The organism is Bartonella sp. CB10SXKL, assembly GCF_042195515.1.
In the GTDB taxonomy this organism is placed as follows: Bacteria; Pseudomonadota; Alphaproteobacteria; order Rhizobiales; family Rhizobiaceae; genus Bartonella.
In genome coordinates, this window is the sequence record NZ_JBHION010000002.1 from 30,600 (window position 1) to 51,733 (window position 21,134).

Below are 21,134 nucleotides of genomic sequence, written 5' to 3' on the forward strand. Positions count from 1 at the left end.
CCCACTCTCAATATTTTAGGATGTTTAATTTTCATTTCGATTTTTGAGAAAAAACGTCCACCTTTTATAATTTATTTACATAATAAATTGTTATCACTTTTTCTTAAGTTGTGTGATTTTATATACAAATAAACCACATACCCATTTGCTCCAATAGAACTTGAAGCGAATGAAGTTTTATATTTTAAAAGGGCAAAGTTAAACCATAAATTTTCAGATTTCACGGATATACCTTCACTCATTAGAATCTTTATCACATGAAGTATGAATTGGGTAGTTTTGTACGCCTCTTTGCCCAATATTTCCAAAACTTATTTAATTAGAAGAGCTTTTGTGGTAAATTTTATGATAAAATATGTGATGTTATTATGATGCTGCTTTGAAAAGAAGTTTTTACTTTAGCTTGTATGAAAGAGTTGACGTTAAATCATCAAAATTTATGAGGGGTCCTACAGGTCCGACAGCAGTTAGTGTTGGTGTGGAGTTTGTAAAAAGACGATGTGCTAAATCAGTTAATCTTTTAGGAGTAATGAGATTGAGGCGTTCAATTGTTTCCGATATTGGAATTGGTCGACCATAAAGGAGTATTTGGCGAGCAATGAGATGTGCTTGACTAGAAGGATTTTCCTGTGACATTGTCAGGTTCGCACGATATTGCGTTTGTGCTCGTTGTAGTTCATTAGCGTGAATATTTTTGCTGACCTTGGAAAGTTCATCAAGAATCACAGGAATAAGTTCTTTGAGCCCTTCTTGTCCGGTAGCAGCGTGAACACCAAAAAGTCCAGTATCTGAAAATCCCCAATGAAAAGCATAAATAGAATAGCATAACCCACGTTTCTCTCTTACCTCTTGAAAAAGACGTGAAGACATACCACCACCAAGAATGATTGAAAGAATTTGGGCCGCATAAAAATCACGCGCGTGATAAGCGCGTCCTTCAAACCCTAGAACAACTTGTGTATCCATTAAATCGCGATATTCACGAAAGTCGCCACCGACATAATTTGCAAGATTAGTAAGAGGTGCGGTTGAATGGGAGCGAAAAGTACCAAGACGACTTTCAACTTCTCGCACGAAACTTTCGTGCTTTACAGCTCCTGCTGCAACGACAATCATACGATCTGCACTATATTGTTTATTGATGAAATCATGGAGATCAGTAGATGTAAATGATTGAATAGTTTTAGCTGTTCCTAAAATAGAGCGCCCAAGGGATTGATGACGAAAGGCTGTTTCTGTAAAATGATCAAAAACAATATCATCAGGAGTGTCATGGGCAGCACCAATTTCCTGAAAGATTACTTGTTTTTCTCGTTCTAGTTCATTGTCGTCAAATTTTGAATGCATTAAAATATCGGCTAAAATATCTATAGCAAGAGGGATATCGCTTTTAAGTACACGTGCAAAGTAAGCTGTTGTTTCAATACTGGTTGTAGCATTTATTTCACCGCCAACATCTTCAATATCGGTTGCAATTTGAAAAGCAGTGCGGTTTTCGGTTCCTTTAAAAGCCATATGCTCAAGAAGATGAGCAATACCATGCTGTGTGGAGGTTTCATTGCGTGAGCCCACTTTAACCCATATCCCGAGGGCAACACTATCAATTTGTTGCATTGTATGTGTGGCGATAGTCAAACCATTACTAAGGCGACATATATCTACATCCATGTATTTACAACTCCATTAATAAGCTAAATACCTCATTGTAAAGGTATTAGAATATTCTTGATTTAAATTAATGCAGCTAACTTTAATAAGATGCACGCGATTTTAAAGAAATATAATCTTTTACTATTTTTTCATCATTAGCAAGACTTATAAAATGTTCTTCGTGTTTCATTACATCATTGAGATGAGATGGCCATGGAGCATGAAGGCCACAAGCGCTTTTAATCGTATCAGGAAATTTAGCTGGATGAGCCGTGGCAAGAACGATCATTGGAATATGCGGTTTTTTGTTTTCACGCGCTACTTGAAGAGCAACCGCTGTATGTGGATCAACAAGATAGCCACTTTCCTTATAGACACTATCAATTGTTTGAGCTGTTGTAGCCATGTTGCTTTTCCCGGCGGAAAATAGGGAACGAATATTTTTGAGTTGCTTTTCATCAAGAGTAAAGAGCCCCGTTTTTTTCAAGTTTTCCATTGCATTGCGAATCCAGATTGGATCACGATTGCCACTTTCAAAGAGCAAACGTTCAAAATTAGAAGAGACCTGAATATCCATAGAAGGTGATGTTGTATGGACTATTGGTTGTGTTTCATAAGTACCACTGGTCAATGTACGTACAAGGATGTCGTTATCATTCGTTGCGATGACCAGTTGAGCAATGGGTAATCCCATACGGGCTGCGACATAACCTGCAAAAATATCACCAAAATTTCCAGTAGGAACAGTAAATGAAACAGCTCTATCAGGAGCTCCTAAAGAAAGTGCAGATGAAAAATAGTAAACAATTTGCGCCATGATACGCGCCCAATTTATAGAATTCACACCTGAAAGTGCTCTTTTTGTACGAAAATTGTGGTCATTAAACATTGCTTTGACAAGGGCTTGGCAATCATCAAAATTTCCTTCAATGGCAATGGCATGAACATTTGAACATTGATTGGTTGTCATTTGCCGTTGTTGAACAGGTGATACACGTCCTTTAGGAAATAAAATAAAAATATCTGAGTGTTCTTTTCCAGCAAAAGCTTGTATCGCAGCTCCACCTGTATCACCTGATGTTGCAGCAATAATCGTTGCACATCTATTTTTTTCAGTCAAAACATAATCCATCAGTCGAGAAAGAAACTGCATTGCTACATCTTTAAAAGCTAAAGTAGGACCATGAAAGAGTTCAAGGATAAATTCATCTGCTCCAGTTTGTCGTAACGGACAGATTGCTGGATGGTGAAAGGTTGCATAAGATTCAGCGATCATATTTTCAAAAGCTGTATATTCGATTTCGTTATTCACAAAGGGCCACAGAATAGTTTTAGCAATTGTTGTATAGGACTGACCACGAAGTGCTCGTAACGCATCAAATGATAGCTGAGGAAATTTATCTGGCAAATAAAGTCCCCCATCACTTGCCAACCCTGTCATGATTGTTTCCGTAAAGCTTAAAGCAGGAGCTTCACCTCTCGTGCTGATATATTCCATAAGTCTTATCCTTTTTTTTATTTCTGGCAAATTGGTGAAGTTATTTATTTCACGTTTTTCATAATATTTAAATTATTAAATGGATAGAGCTTCTTTTCTTCTTTTTAACTCAATAATGAAAGGAAATAGTCTTAAGCATTTTTATTTTTAAGATATAAACGTCAAATGTTCACAGAAAATCTGTTGCAGACGAAAATTTCCTCTCTATTATTCACTCACTTAAATTTTACAACGTATCTTCACTTGTGCACCTTCTAAAATAATAAAATTAAATAGATAGAATGGTAGTTACTGAAGAACTTTTGTATAAAACTCAATCATTCATAGTTATTTTATGCTCTTAATACTTTGTAACAATTACATCTGCTAAACCGAATGTTAAAATGATACATCTCAGAATTCACACTGGAAGATTTATAAGGTAATTTTATGGCATTTCGTGCGCAAATCTATACTTTGCATAATCTTTTTTTAGCATAATTTATCATTTTGTATAATAATAGATATTATATTTATGCTATACAGTATGGTAACTTAAAGTTTATCCATAGAAAACATACAACAGCCTGCTAAATGATGTGAAGCAGGCTGTAAAGTATTCTCATTTTTAATAGAAAAAATACTGAGTATCTTTGAATTATTTTCCTTTAATTTTTCCTATTGCACATCCGATTATCCCGCTAAATATGGACATAACAAATCCAGTCAAGAATCCAAAACCTAAAGCTCCTACTGTAGAAAAAATTCCTAGCGTAATTGGTTCAAACACTTTCTCAAATTTTCCTTCAAAGGCAGATTCACTTTTTGCTTTATGAGTGAAACTTGGGACATAAAGAGCCGCTATATCGATAGCTTTTTTCTTTCCTTGTTCTATTAAAGAGACAGTTTCCCATTGAGTATCATTGTTCAAATGATTGGCATGAACATTTATAACTTGTGAAAGCAAAAAAGAAACTGCTATTAAAATATTTAATACGTAAGTTTTCAATACTTTAATCATAATTTTTCACCAATACTTTTACTTTTATTTTAATCTGAATTGAATAGATTCGTCGGCAGAATTAGTGCACATTGAGAGAAACAGAAGCATTTAAAGCTTTTTTCATTCTTAGTGTGATAATTCATTAGTTTTTTGTCATCAACAATCGATCAACACAGAATATATCCATAGTTTATATTTCATATGAGAAGGTTTTATTCTGATGAAATTTCAATTCTAACGAGATTTAAAACACGATATTATTTTACTTATTATCCATCCTAAAAACATGCCTATCGTACTTGATGCATATCCAAGTGCCATCCCCATACCAAAAGCCCCGATTGTAAGAGGTTCAACGACCTTTTCAAATTTTCCTTCAATAGTAGTTTCATTACTCACTCCACGATTTAGACTGGGTCTATAGAGAGAAACGGTATGGACTGCATCCTTTCTTTTCTGCTTTATTGCAGAAACAAAAGTATTCTCACGATGAGTACTATTTTGCAAAGAGTTTGCATGTACATTTACAACCTGAGAAAGAGAAAAGGCAGACATAATGAAAATACTTAATATATGATTTTTAAATAATTTAATCATAATTTACCTCAAATATTTTATACTATATATATGCGTAAATTTATACTTTGGATATTTGGATATAATCTACAACATTTATATTTTGTAGAAAGATGAGCTTCATTATGTAATTATTTACAATAAATTATAGACACACAATGAAGCTAATATTCTAGAGTTCTAGATGAGGTTGAATTATTTGAACATCAATACTATGTCCTTTATCCAACTTATTATCGATCCTATAAAGCTCATTGCATATCCAGTAAACAATAGTCCCATTCCTATAGTTATAGGCTCAACGACCTTTTCTAATTTTCCTTCACCAGTTGTTCCATTTTCTGTTTGATAATTTACAGATGGAACATAGAAAGCAGTCGTAGAAACTACATCGGATGTCGCATATTTTACTTGTTCCATTGGGAAAACAGAAAGTTCCTCTTTTGGAGTATCATTTTTCAAATAGTTTGCATTAACATTTACAGTTTGTGAAATAAAAAAAGTGCTCGCTATAAAAATGCTTAAGATATAATTTTTAAATATTTTTATCATAACTTTACCTCAAATATTTTTAAGTTATATATGTAAGAAATATACATAATGTTTATGTATCTCACACTATATATAATTTATATATTTCAATATGTATTTTTAGTCAATAATAAAAATACATATAAAAATATAACTGTAATTTTTTATAAACATTATTGTAAAAAAGTAACAGTAATAATTACAAAAATATTTTTTAAAAAAATTTATGAAATATCTTATTATGTGTTATATATAAAACAACACGTGGTTATCGTATGATTTTTATAAAATGATATTAATATTATTTTTTTTAATACAATTATAAATAATAAAGTTTATCAAACTTTTTACATAATAAATATATATAAATTTATTTATTATAGATATTATAATAAAAACATAAAAATTATGATGTATTTATAAAAATATTCTTAAAAATTAAAATACTAATGGACATGCTAAAATATTATTATTTATATTAGTTATTATATATAGTCATTATTGTAATAATATGTGTTATATAGATATTATTAAGTTATTATTCAATGATTATTAATTGCATCATGATAGCATAATACTACTGCTTACTTAACTATTAATTATATACATTTATCTTATAGATAATAATATGTTATAGATACTAAAAAATATACAGCTCTCTCATAGTGGAAAGTAGAGCTCGAATTGGATAGAGATAAATGATATTATCTTTTTCTCGCCAATGTGAGCGGCGTATTACTATGATGTAAAGTGTATAGAAGAATGTCAATTCAGACATATTTATGAGTGCCGAAAGATCAGCATTGGATAATATTTTTCGACATGTTCTTCTTTCCAAACTGAAAAGCCGCTTTTATTTTTAGAAAGGGTGTTTTTCCTAAAGTTGGATTACTTTTGAAAAGATCTGATTTCATTGCTTATTTAAAAAGTCTATTAAGTGCTTTTGGAAAATTTTGAGCAACTACTGGTATCTCTGTACGTTGTTTAACATGATTGTATGTTTCATATTTAAGTGCTTTTTTAAAGAAACCGTTCTCAAGGTACTCAAGCCTATTTTGCAACGCTATATATGATGATAAAGTCCCATAATATAAAATTCTTAGGACATCAGAATTTTTGACGTTTATAAAGAAGAAAGATGGCAGTGCCATACACTTTGCTCGCTCCTAATGTTGCTACTAATTTTTGCCTTTTGAGATAATTCATTAAAAGGCATTTTTATTTCTTTAATTCAGCATATCCAGATTTTAAATGAGAGAATCTTATAATATTCGGTTTTTTTGCTTAATTTGAATAATGATTAATTATTGATTATAAATCAACATGTTGTCTGTAAATTACTTGGTATGAAATGTTTTTTATAAAAGGCACATTTTTCATAAAAATGTATTCTTTTTGTTTTTTGTAATCTTAGGGAGGTTGTACTAATTGATGCTGTTAAAATACTGTTTGAGCAGCAAAGTAAATAAGCCTTCAACAAGTTTACGAGATTTGGATTGAGTAAATATAAGCCCGTGTAACTCAACAAGGACGCTTTTATCATTTTCAATAAACTCTTGTGTTCCATAGATTCCGCGAATTTTAATATTTTTTTCCATGATCAATAGGCACATCCCTTACAATTTTACCATAGTATGTGATTTTTTTGATCAGATGAAAGAGGCTAGCAATTCTCACATCTTATCGAGCAAGGCATCGTAATATTCCTTTTTGACAAATATAATAATTTATCAGGATGAGCTGCTGAGGTTGGGAGTGGGATATCGGAGTTGAGATAGATAAGCAGGGTTTAATTTTTATGAGTTGGCACCCCTGTTTTTGGCTTTTTTTAAAGCACGTGCAATGGTTAACAGACTTATGATTTCAATGAGGCGCTATATTTTTCCTTCACATTGAGATGCAATTCACCCGTGTCGTGAATTACGCATTTATTGAAGTTATTATAAAAGGAGCAACGAGAAGAGAAGGACATTTGAGTAAAAATTCTTCTTACAAGAGTTTACAAACTAATATATTCAAGAGATTTTTTTTATAATAGATCGCGCCATATTGCCATTGCTTCTAAAACTTCTCCTAAATGAGCATGTTTTGCGATAACTGTTTCTGCACCAGCTTCTGCAAGTGCATTAGAGTGGCCATGATAGCTATGTGATCCTCCCGTAAAGCCGATGACGCGCATGCCTGCTGCTATAGCTGCGTGTACACCATGAAGTGAATCTTCTATAACGATAGTGTTTTGGGGCTCTACTTGTAATTGTTGTGCGGCAAAAAGGAAAACATCAGGGGCCGGTTTCGTTCTTTTTGTTCCAACTTCAGGTGCTGAAAATATTTTACCTTCAAAAAGGTCATAGAGATCAACCGTGGTGAGCATCTCTTTTATATCTACGCTTTTTGCATTAGAGCAGATACAGTAGGGATAGCGTGTTTGAATAATTTCTACAGCTTCTCTTACATCATCAATAGCCCGTAATTTAGTTTTTATTTGTGTACGAAAAATATTAGTCATTTGGTCTATGAGATGAGCAGAAATTGGTTTTTCTGTTTCCTGTTCAACGTGTTTAAGAATATCGCGAAAGATAAGCCCTGCAAAACGCTCACTCAATTCTTCGGGTGATATTTCATATCCTGTTTGTTTGAGCAATTGTGATCCAATTTTTGCTGCAAGATATTCAGAGTCAACGAGAACTCCGTCACAATCAAAAATAATAAGATCTATCTGAGGCATAAGATATTCCTTTACATGTTACGAGATGGACAATTTTCATGAAAACGATATTGAGAGGATCTTATTTCATAAAAATAAGTTTTGAAAATGATTCTTAATTCTTTTACGAAATAAAAGATATTGGAACAGTACATTGAAAAAAAGAAAATTAAGGTTTCATTCATGTGAAAGTTTTTTTTTACTAAAAAAACAAAAACAATTATCAATTTTGTAGAATTTTAACGATACGTTTACGCTATTTTGTAAATATGGATTGGTAATGCGGGCCTATAAACTATTTTAGTTGATTATAGGGCAAATTTAGTTAATTTTGTTGGGTTTTTCATGACAGTTATTCAGCTTCAAAAAGATTTCCTTCGTATCCCCTCACAAATGCCATGGCGCAATAAAATTTTTAAAGGAGATTGTGTTTCCGTTCTAGAAAAACTTCCAAAACATTCTGTTGATATGATTTTTGCAGATCCACCCTATAATTTGCAATTGGATGGAGCTTTATACCGTCCAGATCATTCGCTTGTTGATGCGGTTGATGATGCATGGGATCAGTTTGAGAGTTTTGCTGCTTATGATGCTTTTACCCGTGCATGGTTGCTTGCTTGTCGTCGTGTATTAAAACCCAACGGAACACTTTGGGTTATCGGATCTTACCATAATATTTTTCGGGTTGGAACGGCATTACAAGATTTAGGTTTTTGGATGCTTAATGATATTATTTGGCGCAAGAATAATCCGATGCCTAATTTTCGAGGGCGCCGTTTTCAAAATGCTCATGAGACGCTTATTTGGGCCGTGCGAGATCAAAAAGATAAAAAGTACACATTTAATTATGATGCCTTAAAAGCGGCAAATGAAGATCTACAAATGCGTTCAGATTGGCTTTTCCCTCTCTGCACTGGAGCTGAACGTTTAAAGGATGATTCAGGGCGTAAATTGCATCCAACACAAAAACCGCAAGCGTTATTAGCGCGTATTATTATGGCTTCTAGTAAACCTGGTGATGTTATTCTCGATCCGTTTTTTGGTTCGGGAACAACAGGTGCTGTTGCCAAGCTTTTAGGGCGTGATTTTGTTGGGATTGAACGCGAGCAAGATTACATCGATGCAGCATGTGAGAGAATTGCGGCGGTTCAACCTTTAGCGCAACCAGAACTAGCGATTTTGGATAGAAAAAAAGCAGAACCGCGCGTAGCATTCAACAGTTTGCTTGAAGCAGGTTTACTCTATCCTGGAGAAGTTCTTTATGATCGTAAGAAGCAAGTATCTGCTATTGTAAGAGCTGATGGTACGATTATGCATGGTGGTGAAGCGGGCTCAATTCACGCAATGGGAAGAAAGGCTCAAGATTCGCAGAGTTGTAATGGTTGGACCTTTTGGTATTATGAGGAAAATGGACGGTTGAAGTCCATAGATCATTTAAGAATGATCATACGTTCACAAATGTTAAAAACGGGTGTTTTATGAACTAAGCTGATCGCTTCATTCTATTGACCACCAATGTACCTGATCTTGATTAAGATGGACGTGAGGGCGTTTTATGCCTTTCTTAGATGTTTTTTATTGACACACTAATCTCGCTTGTAAGCGGCAAGCGAGTATTTTTATGCTTCTTGTAGAAGAAATTAAAATGAGAAATTTTCACTCTATGTTCTAGTTTTAGTTCCAAGACAGTAAAATTTCAATATAAGCTTATAAAAATGAAATATCAGAATTAAAAGGTTCATTCAGAAGTTCCAAATTAAGTGCTTTTTTGAATACGTACATCTGTAAAGTGCGTAAAATGTATTTATTTATAAAGATAATTTAACGCAACTCATATTGAATTGCCCTCGGAATATCGTCAAGTTTTTTCATTTCAAACTTGTTCCATATTAAATCGATGAAAATTACTTGCTTGCATGTCATAAACGGGGTTGGCGTGTGAATAAAAATTGTTAACGAAAGAACTAAAAGTACCTCTTATGAACCGTTTCACGTACCAAGGGATGTTGAGGGGGCTGGTAAATATAACGATGGAGCCGACTTACTCCTTCATAAGCGAAAAAAGGATAGAACCTGAAATTTAAATTTAAGATTTTTAAGCTTTTCTATCCCTCCTTAATTCTTATCTGTAGAAAAAATTGGTTATTTCATTTTTTTAATTTTTCTTTTGCAGATTAATAAATAATCGCTAGAGATACAAAAGTCTCTGTTAGAAAACATTTTTATGAATAGGGAAGGTTATTTAAATCTGAAAGAATTGGGAAGTGCTACGGAAATGGCTTTTTTCATAACAGTAGGTAATGCTTCTTCGGTAAGATGTTGAATGTTACACCACCAACCATTTTCACAATTCATTTCATGAACATCTTCGGTATAGTAAACATCGAGTTTTAGAGAAAAGTGAGTAAAAACATGTGTAATTTGTCCCTTGAATTGCCAATTGGCAGTAAAGGGTGCGTTTTGGAGCCCATTTTCGTTGTTTATGCCAATATTGTTAGGAATTTGGGTCATTCCACCAAGGAGCTTTTGCGTCTGTCGTTTTTCCAAATAAATTTGTCTCTTTTTATTAAGGACCACAAAAGCAATACCTGTTTTTGAAGGGCGTTCTTTTTTAGGGGCTTTAACTGGAAAAGACTCCGGTTGTTGCATCTTTTCTGCTTTGCATAAACATTGAAGAGGGCAGGTATAACAAGATGGTTTGCGTGGAGTACAAATTGTTGCTCCCAAATCCATCATTGCTTGAGCAAAGTCACCAGGACGATTTAAAGCAGTAATTTTTTGTGTTTTTTCTTTAATTTCAACTTTTGCTTTTTGCAATATTGAAGTGATAGCAAAAAGTCGCGCTACCACACGTTCGACATTACCATCAACCACTGCTACAGGGTGGTTAAAAGCAATCGCAGCAATGGCTGCGGCAGTATAATCTCCAATACCGGCTAGAGTTCGCAATTCTTTTACAGATTGTGGAAATTGTCCCGCGTAGTTTTCAACAAGCTGTCGCGCACATTTTTTAAGATTACGTGCGCGTGAATAATAACCAAGTCCAGCCCATGCTTTCATGATATCATCTTGTGAGGCTTTTGCTAAAGAGAAAAGATCAGGCCATAGTTTTAGAAATTTTTTAAAATAAGGCTTAACTGTTTCAACGGTTGTTTGTTGAAGCATGATTTCAGAAAGCCAAACTTGATAAGGATCAGGACGGATACCTTGTTTTTGCTTTTCAGGGGTAATCCGCCATGGAAGATGTCTGTGATTTTGATCGTACCAAGCAAGGAGGTGCGAAGAAATTTCATACATGATTGCTTTCAAGCATAGGGAGATATAAAATGCAAAAGAAAAAATTATTTATTTTGTAATTCATGTTTTTTGCTCTTTTATTGTCAAGGCTCTGGTGAGAAAAGGCTTTTTATTTTGTTGATATTTCATAAATTGAGGAGGCAACAATTTCTAGATGAAACAAATGATTTTAATTTAGTAAGCGGTTGAACAATGATCTAAAAATGAGAAAACAGCTTAAAAAACGTATCTTTTATTCTCTTTCTGAGACGGTATACAAAATACTTGATCCAGTTTTACGCAAACGGACAGGGCTTAATGTAGCGCTTATAGAACATTGGCCACAGATTGCGGGCTATGATATCAGTGAACATACAATGCCGCTTAAAATTATTTGGAAACGTCGTGCAGATCAAGATGAAGTTTTTCAGCCAGCAACACTTGTTGTCGCATGTGAAGGATTTGCTGCGTTAAAATTGATGCATGAAACAGAGGAATTACTTCATAGAATTAACGGATTTTTTGGCTACATTGCTATTGATCGCATCAAGATTGAGCAAAGGAGTATGTCGGTTTTTATGAATCACTTGCCTCTAAAACCGCCTTTGAGTGAACAAGACAAAAAATGCGTGGAAAAAATGCTTGAAGGAATTGAAGATAAAAGCTTGCACCAAGCACTTTATAAACTTGGCTGTTGCATTTTCTTGGAAAAAAATAATAAATAGAAAGATATTTTATATATTTTTCTTTAATATATGAGAAAGCATTGGATTCCTATTTGTTAATAACAACAGAAAAGTATTATTTATGGTAAAATATCGTTCTTTTTTATCTTTCGGGATAATTTTTCTCTTCATAACGATTGTACAAAACAGTGTAACAGTTGCTTTAGCGCGTGATCCCAAACCAGTGGCAACAACTGTTGATATGGCAGAGCTTCTCCAATCGGGTAAAGTAAAGGATCGCTTTGAGGGAGAGGCGGATGCACCAGTCGTCATTGTTGAGTATGCTTCGTTGACATGTACCCATTGTGCGCATTTTTATAATGATATACTTCCCCAAATTCGTAAAAAATATATCAAAACAGGAAAAGTAAAACTTATTTTCCGAGAATATGCTTTTGATCCTCGGGCAACAGCAGGTTTTATGTTGGCACGGTGTGCACCAGAAGATCGCTATTTTCCTTTGATAGAAGTTTTATTTCAAAAACAAAATGAATGGGCTTTCGGAAAAAATGCTCTAACACCATTGAAAAAAATTGGCTTAATGGCTGGTTTTACAGATGAAAGTTTTACTGCTTGTTTGAAAAATCAGTCCATTTTAGATGAAGTAAATGCATCTTTTGAACGCGGTAAAGAGCTTGGTGTCACAGCAACACCTACTTTCTTTATTAATGGTAGTAAATATGAAGGTGCCATGAAAGTAGAAGAATTTTTTTCGGTGATTGATAGTTTTCTTAAAAACTGAATCTTAATCTTCCAGAAGATGGATAGTGATACTTTTGGCCATTATCTCCTTTGGAAGGATTAATATTATGCATTTATGAAGCGATATTGTTTTTGAGCCAATTTTGAATCAAATCATTGCTTTTAAGTGAGCCTCGGTTGAATGATGTTTTGATGCTGATATGGGAGGATTTGTACAGTGAAAAAATGGGTTTATAGTTTTGGAGATGGAAAGGCAGAAGGAAGTGCAAGTGAGCGTAACCTTCTCGGAGGTAAAGGGGCTAATTTGGCAGAAATGAGTAATCTTGGTTTGCCCGTACCGCCAGGATTTACGCTGACAACAGAAGTTTGTAATTTTTATTACGCCCATGACAAATCATATCCAGAAGAGCTACAGGAATCTGTTAAGCAAGCACTAAGACGTGTTGGTGAACAAACAGGACGTGAATTTGGGAGTGAGCAAAAGCCACTTTTGCTGTCTGTTCGTTCAGGGGCTAGGGCTTCTATGCCAGGGATGATGGATACAGTGCTTAACCTTGGCATGAATGATGAGACTGTAAAAGCCATTGCTTTACAAGCCAATAATGAACGTTTTGCTTATGATAGTTATCGGCGTTTTATCCAAATGTATTCTAACGTTGTTTTGGGGCTAGACCATTCGTATTTTGAAGAGATTCTTGATGAAGCAAAGGCATGCAATGGTTACACTATTGATACAGAAATGACAGCAGATGATTGGAAGAATGTTATTATTTCTTATAAAGCCTATGTTGAAGAAAAATTAGGAACCCCTTTTCCACAAGATCCTGAACAACAGTTATGGGGGGCAATTGGAGCCGTTTTTTCAAGTTGGATGACGGCACGCGCAGTTACTTATCGCCGTTTACATAGCATTCCTGAAAGTTGGGGAACGGCAGTTAATGTGCAAGCTATGGTTTTTGGTAACATGGGAGAAGATTCGGCAACAGGTGTTGCTTTTACACGCAATCCATCGACAGGGAAAAAAGAACTTTATGGTGAATTTTTAGTTAATGCGCAAGGGGAAGATGTTGTGGCGGGCATTCGAACGCCTCAAAATATTACAGAAAGTGCGCGTATTGTTGCTGGTTCAAATAGACCATCGTTAGAAAAAATTATGCCTGAGGCTTTTTTGAAATTATGTCAGATTGCGCAGAAGCTTGAGCAGCATTATCGGGATATGCAAGATCTCGAATTTACCATTGAAAAAGGTAAATTATGGATGCTTCAGACTCGTTCAGGAAAACGCACGGCTCGTGCGGCTCTCAAGATGGCAATTGAAATGGTTGAGGAGGGGTTAATAAACCGTGAAGAGGCTGTGATGCGTATTGATGCAAAGTCGCTGGACCAACTTTTGCATCCAACACTTGATCCTAAAGCAGAACGTTTTGTTATAGGACGTGGTTTACCTGCTTCTCCTGGAGCCGCAACTGGTGAAATTGTTTTTACTTCAGAAGAGGCAGAAACTGTGTCGGCGGAAGGTCGCAAAGTTATTTTGGTCCGTGTAGAAACAAGCCCAGAAGATATTCATGGTATGCATGCTGCAGAAGGAATTTTAACAACGCGTGGCGGTATGACAAGTCACGCTGCTGTTGTTGCGCGGGGGATGGGAAAACCATGTATTTCTGGTGCTGGCAGTGTGCGGATTGATTATAACACAAATACGTTGTTTGCCTCAGGAGAAAGCTTAAAAAAGGGTGATGTTATCACAATTGATGGTGGAAGTGGAGAAATTTTCAAAGGGAAAGTTGCAATGTTGCAGCCTCAGCTTTGCGGAGACTTTGCAAAATTAATGGAATGGGCTGATGGGATGCGACGTATAAGAGTTCGCGCTAATGCTGATACACCATCTGATGCCCGTATGGGGCGATCTTTTGGGGCTGAAGGTATAGGTCTTTGCCGTACGGAGCACATGTTTTTTTCTGATGAACGTATCGTTGCTATGCGTGAAATGATTTTAAGTCATGATGAAAGTGGTCGTCGTAAAGCACTAGATAAGCTTTTGCCAATGCAGCGTTCAGATTTTAGTGAATTATTTGAAATTATGTGTGGTTTACCTGTTACTATCCGCTTGCTAGATCCACCATTACATGAATTTTTGCCTAAAACGAAAGCAGAAATTCTTGATGTTGCAACAGCTATGGGGGTTTCTGCTGAAGTGCTTGCTGAACGCGCTCAGCAGTTGCACGAATTTAATCCTATGCTTGGATTACGAGGATGCCGTTTAGCTATTACTTATCCTGAAATTGCAGAAATGCAAGCGCGGGCGATTTTTGAAGCAGCAGCAGAAGCTGCCCAAAAATCTGGATCTCCTGTTATGCTTGAAATTATGGTGCCACTGGTTGCGCTTAAATCTGAACTCGATTTTGTAAAAGCGCGTATTGATCAGGTTGCTGAGGAAGTGATGAAAGAAAAGGGAAGCACTATTCAATATATGGTTGGGACGATGATTGAACTTCCAAGGGCGGCACTTCGAGCAGATGAAATTGCTGAAACTGCTGAATTTTTTTCATTTGGAACAAACGATTTGACACAAACTACTTTTGGGATTTCCCGTGATGATGCTGCTCCTTTTTTAGCAACCTATTTTCAAAAAGGTCTTTTAGAGCAAGATCCTTTCGTGTCTATTGACCGTGATGGAGTAGGGGAACTTATTACCATTGCTGCACAGCGTGGACGTTCAAAGCGTGCAAAAATAAAATTGGGAATTTGCGGTGAACATGGAGGCGATCCTGCTTCTATTACTTTATGCGAAGAAAATAACCTAGATTATGTTTCGTGTTCTCCTTTTCGAGTACCAATTGCTCGTTTAGCAGCAGCTCAGGCCGCAATAGCAAAAAGGATGTAATGGGTTAATATTTTTTGTTGTATCGTTATTACTGAAATAAATTTTGATATATTCTTTTATTTTCTTTAATAAAGGGAATAAAAATGCTTCTAAAATGCACGATAAGTTATGTTACGCGAGAAAGTGCTTTTTTTAGAAGTTTATAAGAAAAAATATAAAGCAGGATAGACAAAGATGTATTATTAATACACTTTCTATTGAAGAACCTCTTGATAGAGAGAAACGTGTTATTGTGCAGTCAATTTACGCGTTTGCTTTTTTATGGGGGAATGAGCTCCTCACGCAAAATAGAATGCTCCAAACAAATGTATTTTTTTTGCACATCATGCTGTTTGAGATAGACATCTCTCAGTGGATGTCCATTTCACATTGACATTCGTGGAATGGGGATTATGTAAACTCCCCGTAAGTTTATAAACTCCACTATACGCTACCATCTTTACCTTTATGAAGGAATATCAAAGTTATACAATATGTTGATTTATAATGATATTTTTTAATTTCTTATATTGAACAAAAGCTGTAAATATCATAAGATCTTCTCATTTCAACCTCTTTTATAATGAATCAATCAAAACCATGTTTTTTGCATGTTATAGGCGGGATGAGCGTCTGTGGATAAAAAAATAAAGCAAGGATATGCCTCTTATGAATCATCTCAAGTGTCAAGAGCTGTCACAAATTGAAGGTAGGTACAGTGTGTAATGGTGCTGGCTTGCTTTTTCACAAGTGTAAAAATGATAGCGCGCGCGCAGTAGGGGCTGCTATTATTCACGGGCGTTGTTGTGAAATGGTCTTGGGTGCTTTAAGAGATGTTTTTTTAAGAAAGCCCGTGAATGGCAATCCAAGTGTATTTCGTTTGGGACATTTTGTTTTGCGTGAGGGGGGGGAGTGAGTTCAAAAAGACATGTGATAAATAAAAGCATGAGGCAATAGGTAATCTCCATTATTTTAAAGATATTGCTTTAGATGTCTTTGAAAGGCGTAAAGCTGAATTAAAAGAAAATGGCAAAGATGAAAACTGGTTTTTACCTTAAAATTTCATATTCTTCCCAAATTAGGCTGTCTCCCTGTTTTAAGAGATTATACAAACAGAGATGCGCAATATTCTTGCCCCCATTTGGCATACAAAAGCTATAACAGCTGAGAAAAGTACTAAACTGTCTTAACATTTGTTTCAAATATACTGCTGCGTTAAATTTAGATGTTGATTTATAGGCAATATTAAACACACACGCTATTTTAGGAAAACAATGTCATAAAACACATAATTTTCCAGCAATAGATTGGAGAGAAGTGCTGTTTTTTTCAGATACTTTGCAAAACAACAACCATAACACAACTAGCTTTACGTCTACTTATCCTTACAGGTGTTTGCATAAATTCTTTGCATCATATTTATAAAGATCAAATTGACGATAATATATGGACAATTCGTGGTTCGATAATATGAAAGGTTTACGTGATACTACAAAAATTTTGTGTCCTTTTATCATCAGAAGCAATAAAAATGCTAGAACAAGCGCGTTTTCTATTTTGCAATATTTCTTTTTTCTGCAGTCGGTTGTGGTTTTCTTGCAGCAAATTATACGGCTCAATATGTAATGTGTAAGAAAACCATTCTGATTGATTGAATATAAGAGGGCTTGAGATGAAGGAATATTTGAGGGGAGCATTAAACAAACGAAAGATGAATTATCATTATAAATTAAGAGATTATTTTTATAATGTAGATGATTAGCTTCAATTAAATAAACCAATTTCACGCATTTTCATTAAAATTGTGTGATTAATTTTACCTGTTACAGGAAGATCAAATATTTTTTGAAACTGTTTTAAAGCTTCTATCGTCTTTTGATCTTCTATTCCTGTGACAATAACCTCTTCATTCCCAAAAATATGTAAAGCTTTTTGCACTTGTATAATATCTTCAACAGAAGGCTCTAAAATAGCTTCTTTTAAGTGTGTCATATTTTTTGTATTGTTTGTTTCTATTTCGCTTTGCTTAATTAATATCGCGATTTCATCTGTTGCGGGATTAGATAGAACATTCTTTTGCATTCTCTGAGCAGTTTGCTGTTTCCATAAAGTGATGGCTCGGCGTGTTTTAGGTCCTTCCAATCCATCTAAGGGTCCATCATAAAGGCCTAATTTTGCTAGTTCTTTTTGCTTTTCCAGCATGCTTGCTGATTGAGAGGATAAAGATGAATTTGTGTGGTTATGATTTTGAGAATGTACAGAAGTTACACGGGAGAGTTCTTGTGATTTTTCTTCTTTTTCCGATAAAGTAGAGCTCTTACCTATACTTTGAACAGAGGAAAATTTCATTTGAGTTAAAATATTTTGATGCGTTGTCATTTGCGAAAATAAAGCATTAAATGAAATAAATAAAAAACTAATGCTAAAAAGAAGAGATCCAACAAAAAATAAAGTATTTTTTCGCGTATAGAAATAAAGAGTTTTTGCACTCCAAAAAATAAAATGAAAAATTATAAGAAGAAGTGTTATAACAATACTACTATAGTATTTACGGTGTTTTACAGTTTTTTTTCGGTATGTCTTTCGTTTTGTTGCCATTACTTTTATTTTCAGTTGCGTTTATTTTTTACAAAGAAACAAATATAAATTAGGAAACGAATATGAATCAGTTCTTACTTCCAGCCAGAGAGAAGTGCATTGACATTATTGATTTTTCCTTTCAAACTCCTAAAATGAGCAGCTTCATTATATCAATTTATAAGTTGATAAATCAACAAGAGTTCTTGGCAACTTTTATTCATTTCATTTTGACAAGTCTTTAATGTGTATAAAGAGAGCACCAAATGATTAGCATTCAAGATCATTTTGGTGTTTGCAAACTGCATTATCACATATAATTATCTAAACAATAATGCCACGTTATTCTTCATTTTGGGGCATATGTTTGCCTATTATTTAAAATAAAATTGAAAATATTTGCCTATAACACTAAACAGATGACAATCATTATCTATTCTTTATAATTTACATATAGATGGTTACTTATCCATAAACGGTTTGGTAAAATATAATTATCTCTTAATATAATTATATTTTAGTGTAAATAACTTCGTATCAATTAAATTGATTTACAATGTTATAGAAAAACTGGTCTTGAGATCTTTAGATGGAGTTGTAAGAGATGCATCTATTGTTTAATATTTTGATCGACATGTTGATCATGTTTATGATGTGCTAGTAAAAATTTTATAGATAATATAAATATTTTATCGACACTAGAGTCAGAATAACAGAATTTTACTCTTTTTAGCTTTTTCAACTAAGCTAAGATGGTGAACTATTATCTAAAATAAGTATGTACACGACATGATTATATCTCTCATTTTTTACCATAGTATGTTCATTAACATGATCAGCCTGTAAGTGTATAATTTTGATGTTAATTTTTTACTGAATAGACAATGTATCCTATTTTATACGGCGGAATTGTGCCATATTTATAAAAAAGCCAATGATATAGACCCAATACATGAATACTCAATTTTATAAAAAGCACATTTTATAAATTGTTTATAAAGCAACAGTATATAAAATGCTTCTTTTATTGTATTTACCACTGCGCTACATTGATTATCCATGATACGTTTTTTAATCAAATTATTATTATTATTATTTTTTATTTTTGTCATTATTTCATTTTTTGTAGCAGATCCAAGCAGTAATCATTCTTCTAGCCCCAAAAATAATGAGACAACAACGAGCGATGTGATTATTGCTTTTAAGGAAGCCTTAAATGATTTAGGCGCATTTTGTGACCGTAATATAAAAACCTGTAAAGTAGGAAAATCTTTTTTAAGTTCACTTGGCGAACGCGCATATTACGGTGCAAGAGCTGCTTATGAATATTTAGGGAACATATTAGGGAACAAAAATAATATCAGAGACTTCCCCTAATGCTTCTTACAAAATAGAAATACAAGAGTTCTTACAAAACCATGAAATGTTATCTTGAAATAAGGATTTTTAACGTTCTTCGTGTTATTTATGTTAGGAAGAATAAATATTTATTTTTTATAAGTGTATTCAAGAATGATTATTCAAACGAAACAGGACTAAAATAATGGCGGAAAAAATCGGTACTATTATAGAGAACTTTTCGCTTTTGGATAATTGGGAAGATCGTTATCGTTATGTCATCGAGCTTGGCTATGAATTGCCACCTTTTCCGGAAAGCGCTCGAAATGATGCTCACAAAGTTCCTGGTTGTGTTAGCCAAGTGTGGCTTTTATCTTCACGTAATAACTCAGAAGATCCAATATTGACGTTTCAAGGTGATTCCGATGCTCATATTGTGCGTGGACTCATTTATATACTTCTTGCTTTTTATTCAGGCAAAAAAGCTTCTGAAATTCGCAATTCTGATGCTCAAGAGCTCTTTGAAAAACTTGGTTTAAATGAAAATCTTACACCACAACGATCAAATGGTTTGAAATCAATGATTAAACGGATTCGTAACGAAAGCTATGCGTAATCCCCTTGGTAGAAATTGCTATATATATACAAAAGCTTCACACAAAACATGTATACTAAAATCAACTTTATACACGAAACCATTTTTTCGCAAAATAAGATTATTTAATTTTTTTCCGTTTGCTTTTGCGTCCAAGACCCATTTCTTTGGCCAAAGCCGATCGTGTTTTTGCATAATTAGGCGCCACCATAGGATAAGAACTATCTAACTGCCATTTTTCACGATATTCCTCTGGCAACATTCCATAATGTGTCATGAGATGACGCTTTAGAGATTTAAACTTCTTTCCATCTTCAAGGCAAATGAGATAATCAGGAAATACTGAACGTTTTGGATTAACGGCAGGCCTTTGTTTTTCAACTTCGACTTCTGTTAACTCTAGATTCCCTGCTTTACGAAAAGCAGCATGGACATCAGCAATTAAACTTGGCACTTCAGTCGGTCGAATAGAATTATTACTCACGTAGGCAGCAACAATATCAGCAACCAATGTAATAACTAAATTGCTTTCAGTCTCTAAGACTGCACGATGTTCCATTCTTGTTTCCTTTAATTTAAAATTGAGTAATTCAAAATCGAGATATAGTGCATATACTCATGATATAAAGATCTCATGCACATGAGTTTCATATTGTACAAAAATCTTTTTTGTCAATTCAATTATTCTATAAAATTGCCAAAACACAAAAAAATCAAATAAATACCCATTTTTTGTCATAATATACAATAAGAAAAACGAAATTATTACATGCTAAAATATATTTTTAGCCTATAACATATCATACATAATATATAATACATCACAAATATAAAAAGATATAGGATGAAATTTATTTATTTTTTTGAGAACGTAAAAATAAAATTACTAATTATAAAAATATAATATATAAATTATTATTTTATGTTTTGAATACTTATAATTTAGTAAGTTTATTTTTAATAAATTTCAAATTTATTTTTATTATTTATATTTATTAAATTTAATAATAAAAAACAATATATATTACAAACATGACACAATAGCATTGTTTATAATATAAAACTATTCATTAAAACGACATGGAATATTTTTATTTTTTTATAAAGTAATAATAAT

17 protein-coding genes and 1 pseudogene are annotated in these 21,134 nt (G+C 33.8%); 7 read left to right on the forward strand and 11 right to left on the reverse strand.

Annotated features, from left to right (window positions below):
• Positions 1 to 393: 393 nt before the first annotated feature.
• The 8 genes from ACFIK3_RS01380 to ACFIK3_RS01415 form a co-directional block, all read right to left on the reverse strand.
• Positions 394 to 1,668 (reverse strand): M16 family metallopeptidase, encoded by a 1,275-nt coding sequence (locus ACFIK3_RS01380; protein WP_375631389.1) that lies wholly within the window; start codon positions 1,666 to 1,668, stop codon positions 394 to 396.
• Between the two features lie 82 nt (positions 1,669 to 1,750).
• Complete coding sequence (gene thrC / locus ACFIK3_RS01385) at positions 1,751 to 3,148, reverse strand: threonine synthase (protein ID WP_273791360.1); 1,398 nt, start codon at positions 3,146 to 3,148, stop codon at positions 1,751 to 1,753.
• A gap of 637 nt (positions 3,149 to 3,785) precedes the next feature.
• Positions 3,786 to 4,148 (reverse strand): hypothetical protein, encoded by a 363-nt coding sequence (locus tag ACFIK3_RS01390; RefSeq protein WP_273791361.1) that lies wholly within the window; start codon positions 4,146 to 4,148, stop codon positions 3,786 to 3,788.
• Positions 4,149 to 4,364: 216 nt separating this feature from the next.
• The gene (locus ACFIK3_RS01395) at positions 4,365 to 4,727 is read right to left on the reverse strand and encodes a hypothetical protein (protein WP_273791362.1); all 363 of its coding nucleotides are present in this window, start codon (positions 4,725 to 4,727) and stop codon (positions 4,365 to 4,367) included.
• A gap of 174 nt (positions 4,728 to 4,901) precedes the next feature.
• A complete protein-coding gene (locus ACFIK3_RS01400; RefSeq protein ID WP_273791363.1) occupies positions 4,902 to 5,258 on the reverse strand; it encodes a hypothetical protein in 357 nt (118 codons plus the stop codon).
• 896 nt (positions 5,259 to 6,154) lie between these two features.
• The gene (locus ACFIK3_RS01405; RefSeq protein ID WP_273791557.1) at positions 6,155 to 6,388 is read right to left on the reverse strand and encodes a hypothetical protein; all 234 of its coding nucleotides are present in this window, start codon (positions 6,386 to 6,388) and stop codon (positions 6,155 to 6,157) included.
• A gap of 273 nt (positions 6,389 to 6,661) precedes the next feature.
• Positions 6,662 to 6,835: a hypothetical protein gene (locus ACFIK3_RS01410; protein WP_375660122.1), complete on the reverse strand. Its 174-nt coding sequence runs from the start codon at positions 6,833 to 6,835 to the stop codon at positions 6,662 to 6,664.
• A gap of 431 nt (positions 6,836 to 7,266) precedes the next feature.
• Complete coding sequence (locus ACFIK3_RS01415; protein WP_375643146.1) at positions 7,267 to 7,962, reverse strand: HAD family hydrolase; 696 nt, start codon at positions 7,960 to 7,962, stop codon at positions 7,267 to 7,269.
• A 372-nt stretch (positions 7,963 to 8,334) separates the two neighbouring features.
• Between ACFIK3_RS01415 and ACFIK3_RS01420 the strand changes: the two genes are divergently transcribed.
• A complete protein-coding gene (locus tag ACFIK3_RS01420; protein WP_375613050.1) occupies positions 8,335 to 9,423 on the forward strand; it encodes a site-specific DNA-methyltransferase in 1,089 nt (362 codons plus the stop codon).
• A gap of 756 nt (positions 9,424 to 10,179) precedes the next feature.
• Here the strand turns inward: ACFIK3_RS01420 and mutY are convergent.
• Entirely contained in the window at positions 10,180 to 11,238 is a 1,059-nt protein-coding gene (mutY, locus tag ACFIK3_RS01425) for an A/G-specific adenine glycosylase (RefSeq protein WP_273791560.1), read from the reverse strand.
• Between the two features lie 203 nt (positions 11,239 to 11,441).
• Between mutY and ACFIK3_RS01430 the strand changes: the two genes are divergently transcribed.
• The 4 genes from ACFIK3_RS01430 to ACFIK3_RS01445 all read left to right on the forward strand — a co-directional run bounded on the left by ACFIK3_RS01430 (position 11,442) and on the right by ACFIK3_RS01445 (position 16,423).
• On the forward strand, positions 11,442 to 11,942 hold the full coding sequence (locus tag ACFIK3_RS01430; RefSeq protein WP_273791561.1) for a DUF721 domain-containing protein: 501 nt from the start codon (positions 11,442 to 11,444) through the stop codon (positions 11,940 to 11,942).
• Between the two features lie 82 nt (positions 11,943 to 12,024).
• Positions 12,025 to 12,684 (forward strand): DsbA family protein, encoded by a 660-nt coding sequence (locus ACFIK3_RS01435; RefSeq protein ID WP_273791562.1) that lies wholly within the window; start codon positions 12,025 to 12,027, stop codon positions 12,682 to 12,684.
• 177 nt (positions 12,685 to 12,861) lie between these two features.
• Complete coding sequence (gene ppdK / locus ACFIK3_RS01440; protein ID WP_375631392.1) at positions 12,862 to 15,528, forward strand: pyruvate, phosphate dikinase; 2,667 nt, start codon at positions 12,862 to 12,864, stop codon at positions 15,526 to 15,528.
• Between the two features lie 697 nt (positions 15,529 to 16,225).
• Positions 16,226 to 16,423 carry a hypothetical protein gene (locus ACFIK3_RS01445; RefSeq protein ID WP_375667975.1) on the forward strand — a complete coding sequence of 66 codons (198 nt, stop codon included), beginning with the start codon at positions 16,226 to 16,228 and terminating at the stop codon, positions 16,421 to 16,423.
• Between the two features lie 848 nt (positions 16,424 to 17,271).
• On the opposite strand, the gene ACFIK3_RS01450 is transcribed toward ACFIK3_RS01445, so the two are convergent.
• Complete coding sequence (locus ACFIK3_RS01450) at positions 17,272 to 18,105, reverse strand: peptidoglycan-binding domain-containing protein (protein ID WP_375643145.1); 834 nt, start codon at positions 18,103 to 18,105, stop codon at positions 17,272 to 17,274.
• Positions 18,106 to 19,143: 1,038 nt separating this feature from the next.
• Here ACFIK3_RS01450 and ACFIK3_RS01455 point away from each other — a divergent pair.
• A pseudogene (locus ACFIK3_RS01455) lies at positions 19,144 to 19,519 on the forward strand (DUF5330 domain-containing protein).
• 108 nt (positions 19,520 to 19,627) lie between these two features.
• Positions 19,628 to 20,038 (forward strand): SufE family protein, encoded by a 411-nt coding sequence (locus tag ACFIK3_RS01460; protein WP_375666964.1) that lies wholly within the window; start codon positions 19,628 to 19,630, stop codon positions 20,036 to 20,038.
• Positions 20,039 to 20,138: 100 nt separating this feature from the next.
• Here ACFIK3_RS01460 and ACFIK3_RS01465 read toward each other — a convergent pair whose 3' ends face one another.
• Positions 20,139 to 20,576 carry a MucR family transcriptional regulator gene (locus ACFIK3_RS01465; RefSeq protein WP_375664166.1) on the reverse strand — a complete coding sequence of 146 codons (438 nt, stop codon included), beginning with the start codon at positions 20,574 to 20,576 and terminating at the stop codon, positions 20,139 to 20,141.
• Positions 20,577 to 21,134 lie beyond the last annotated feature (558 nt).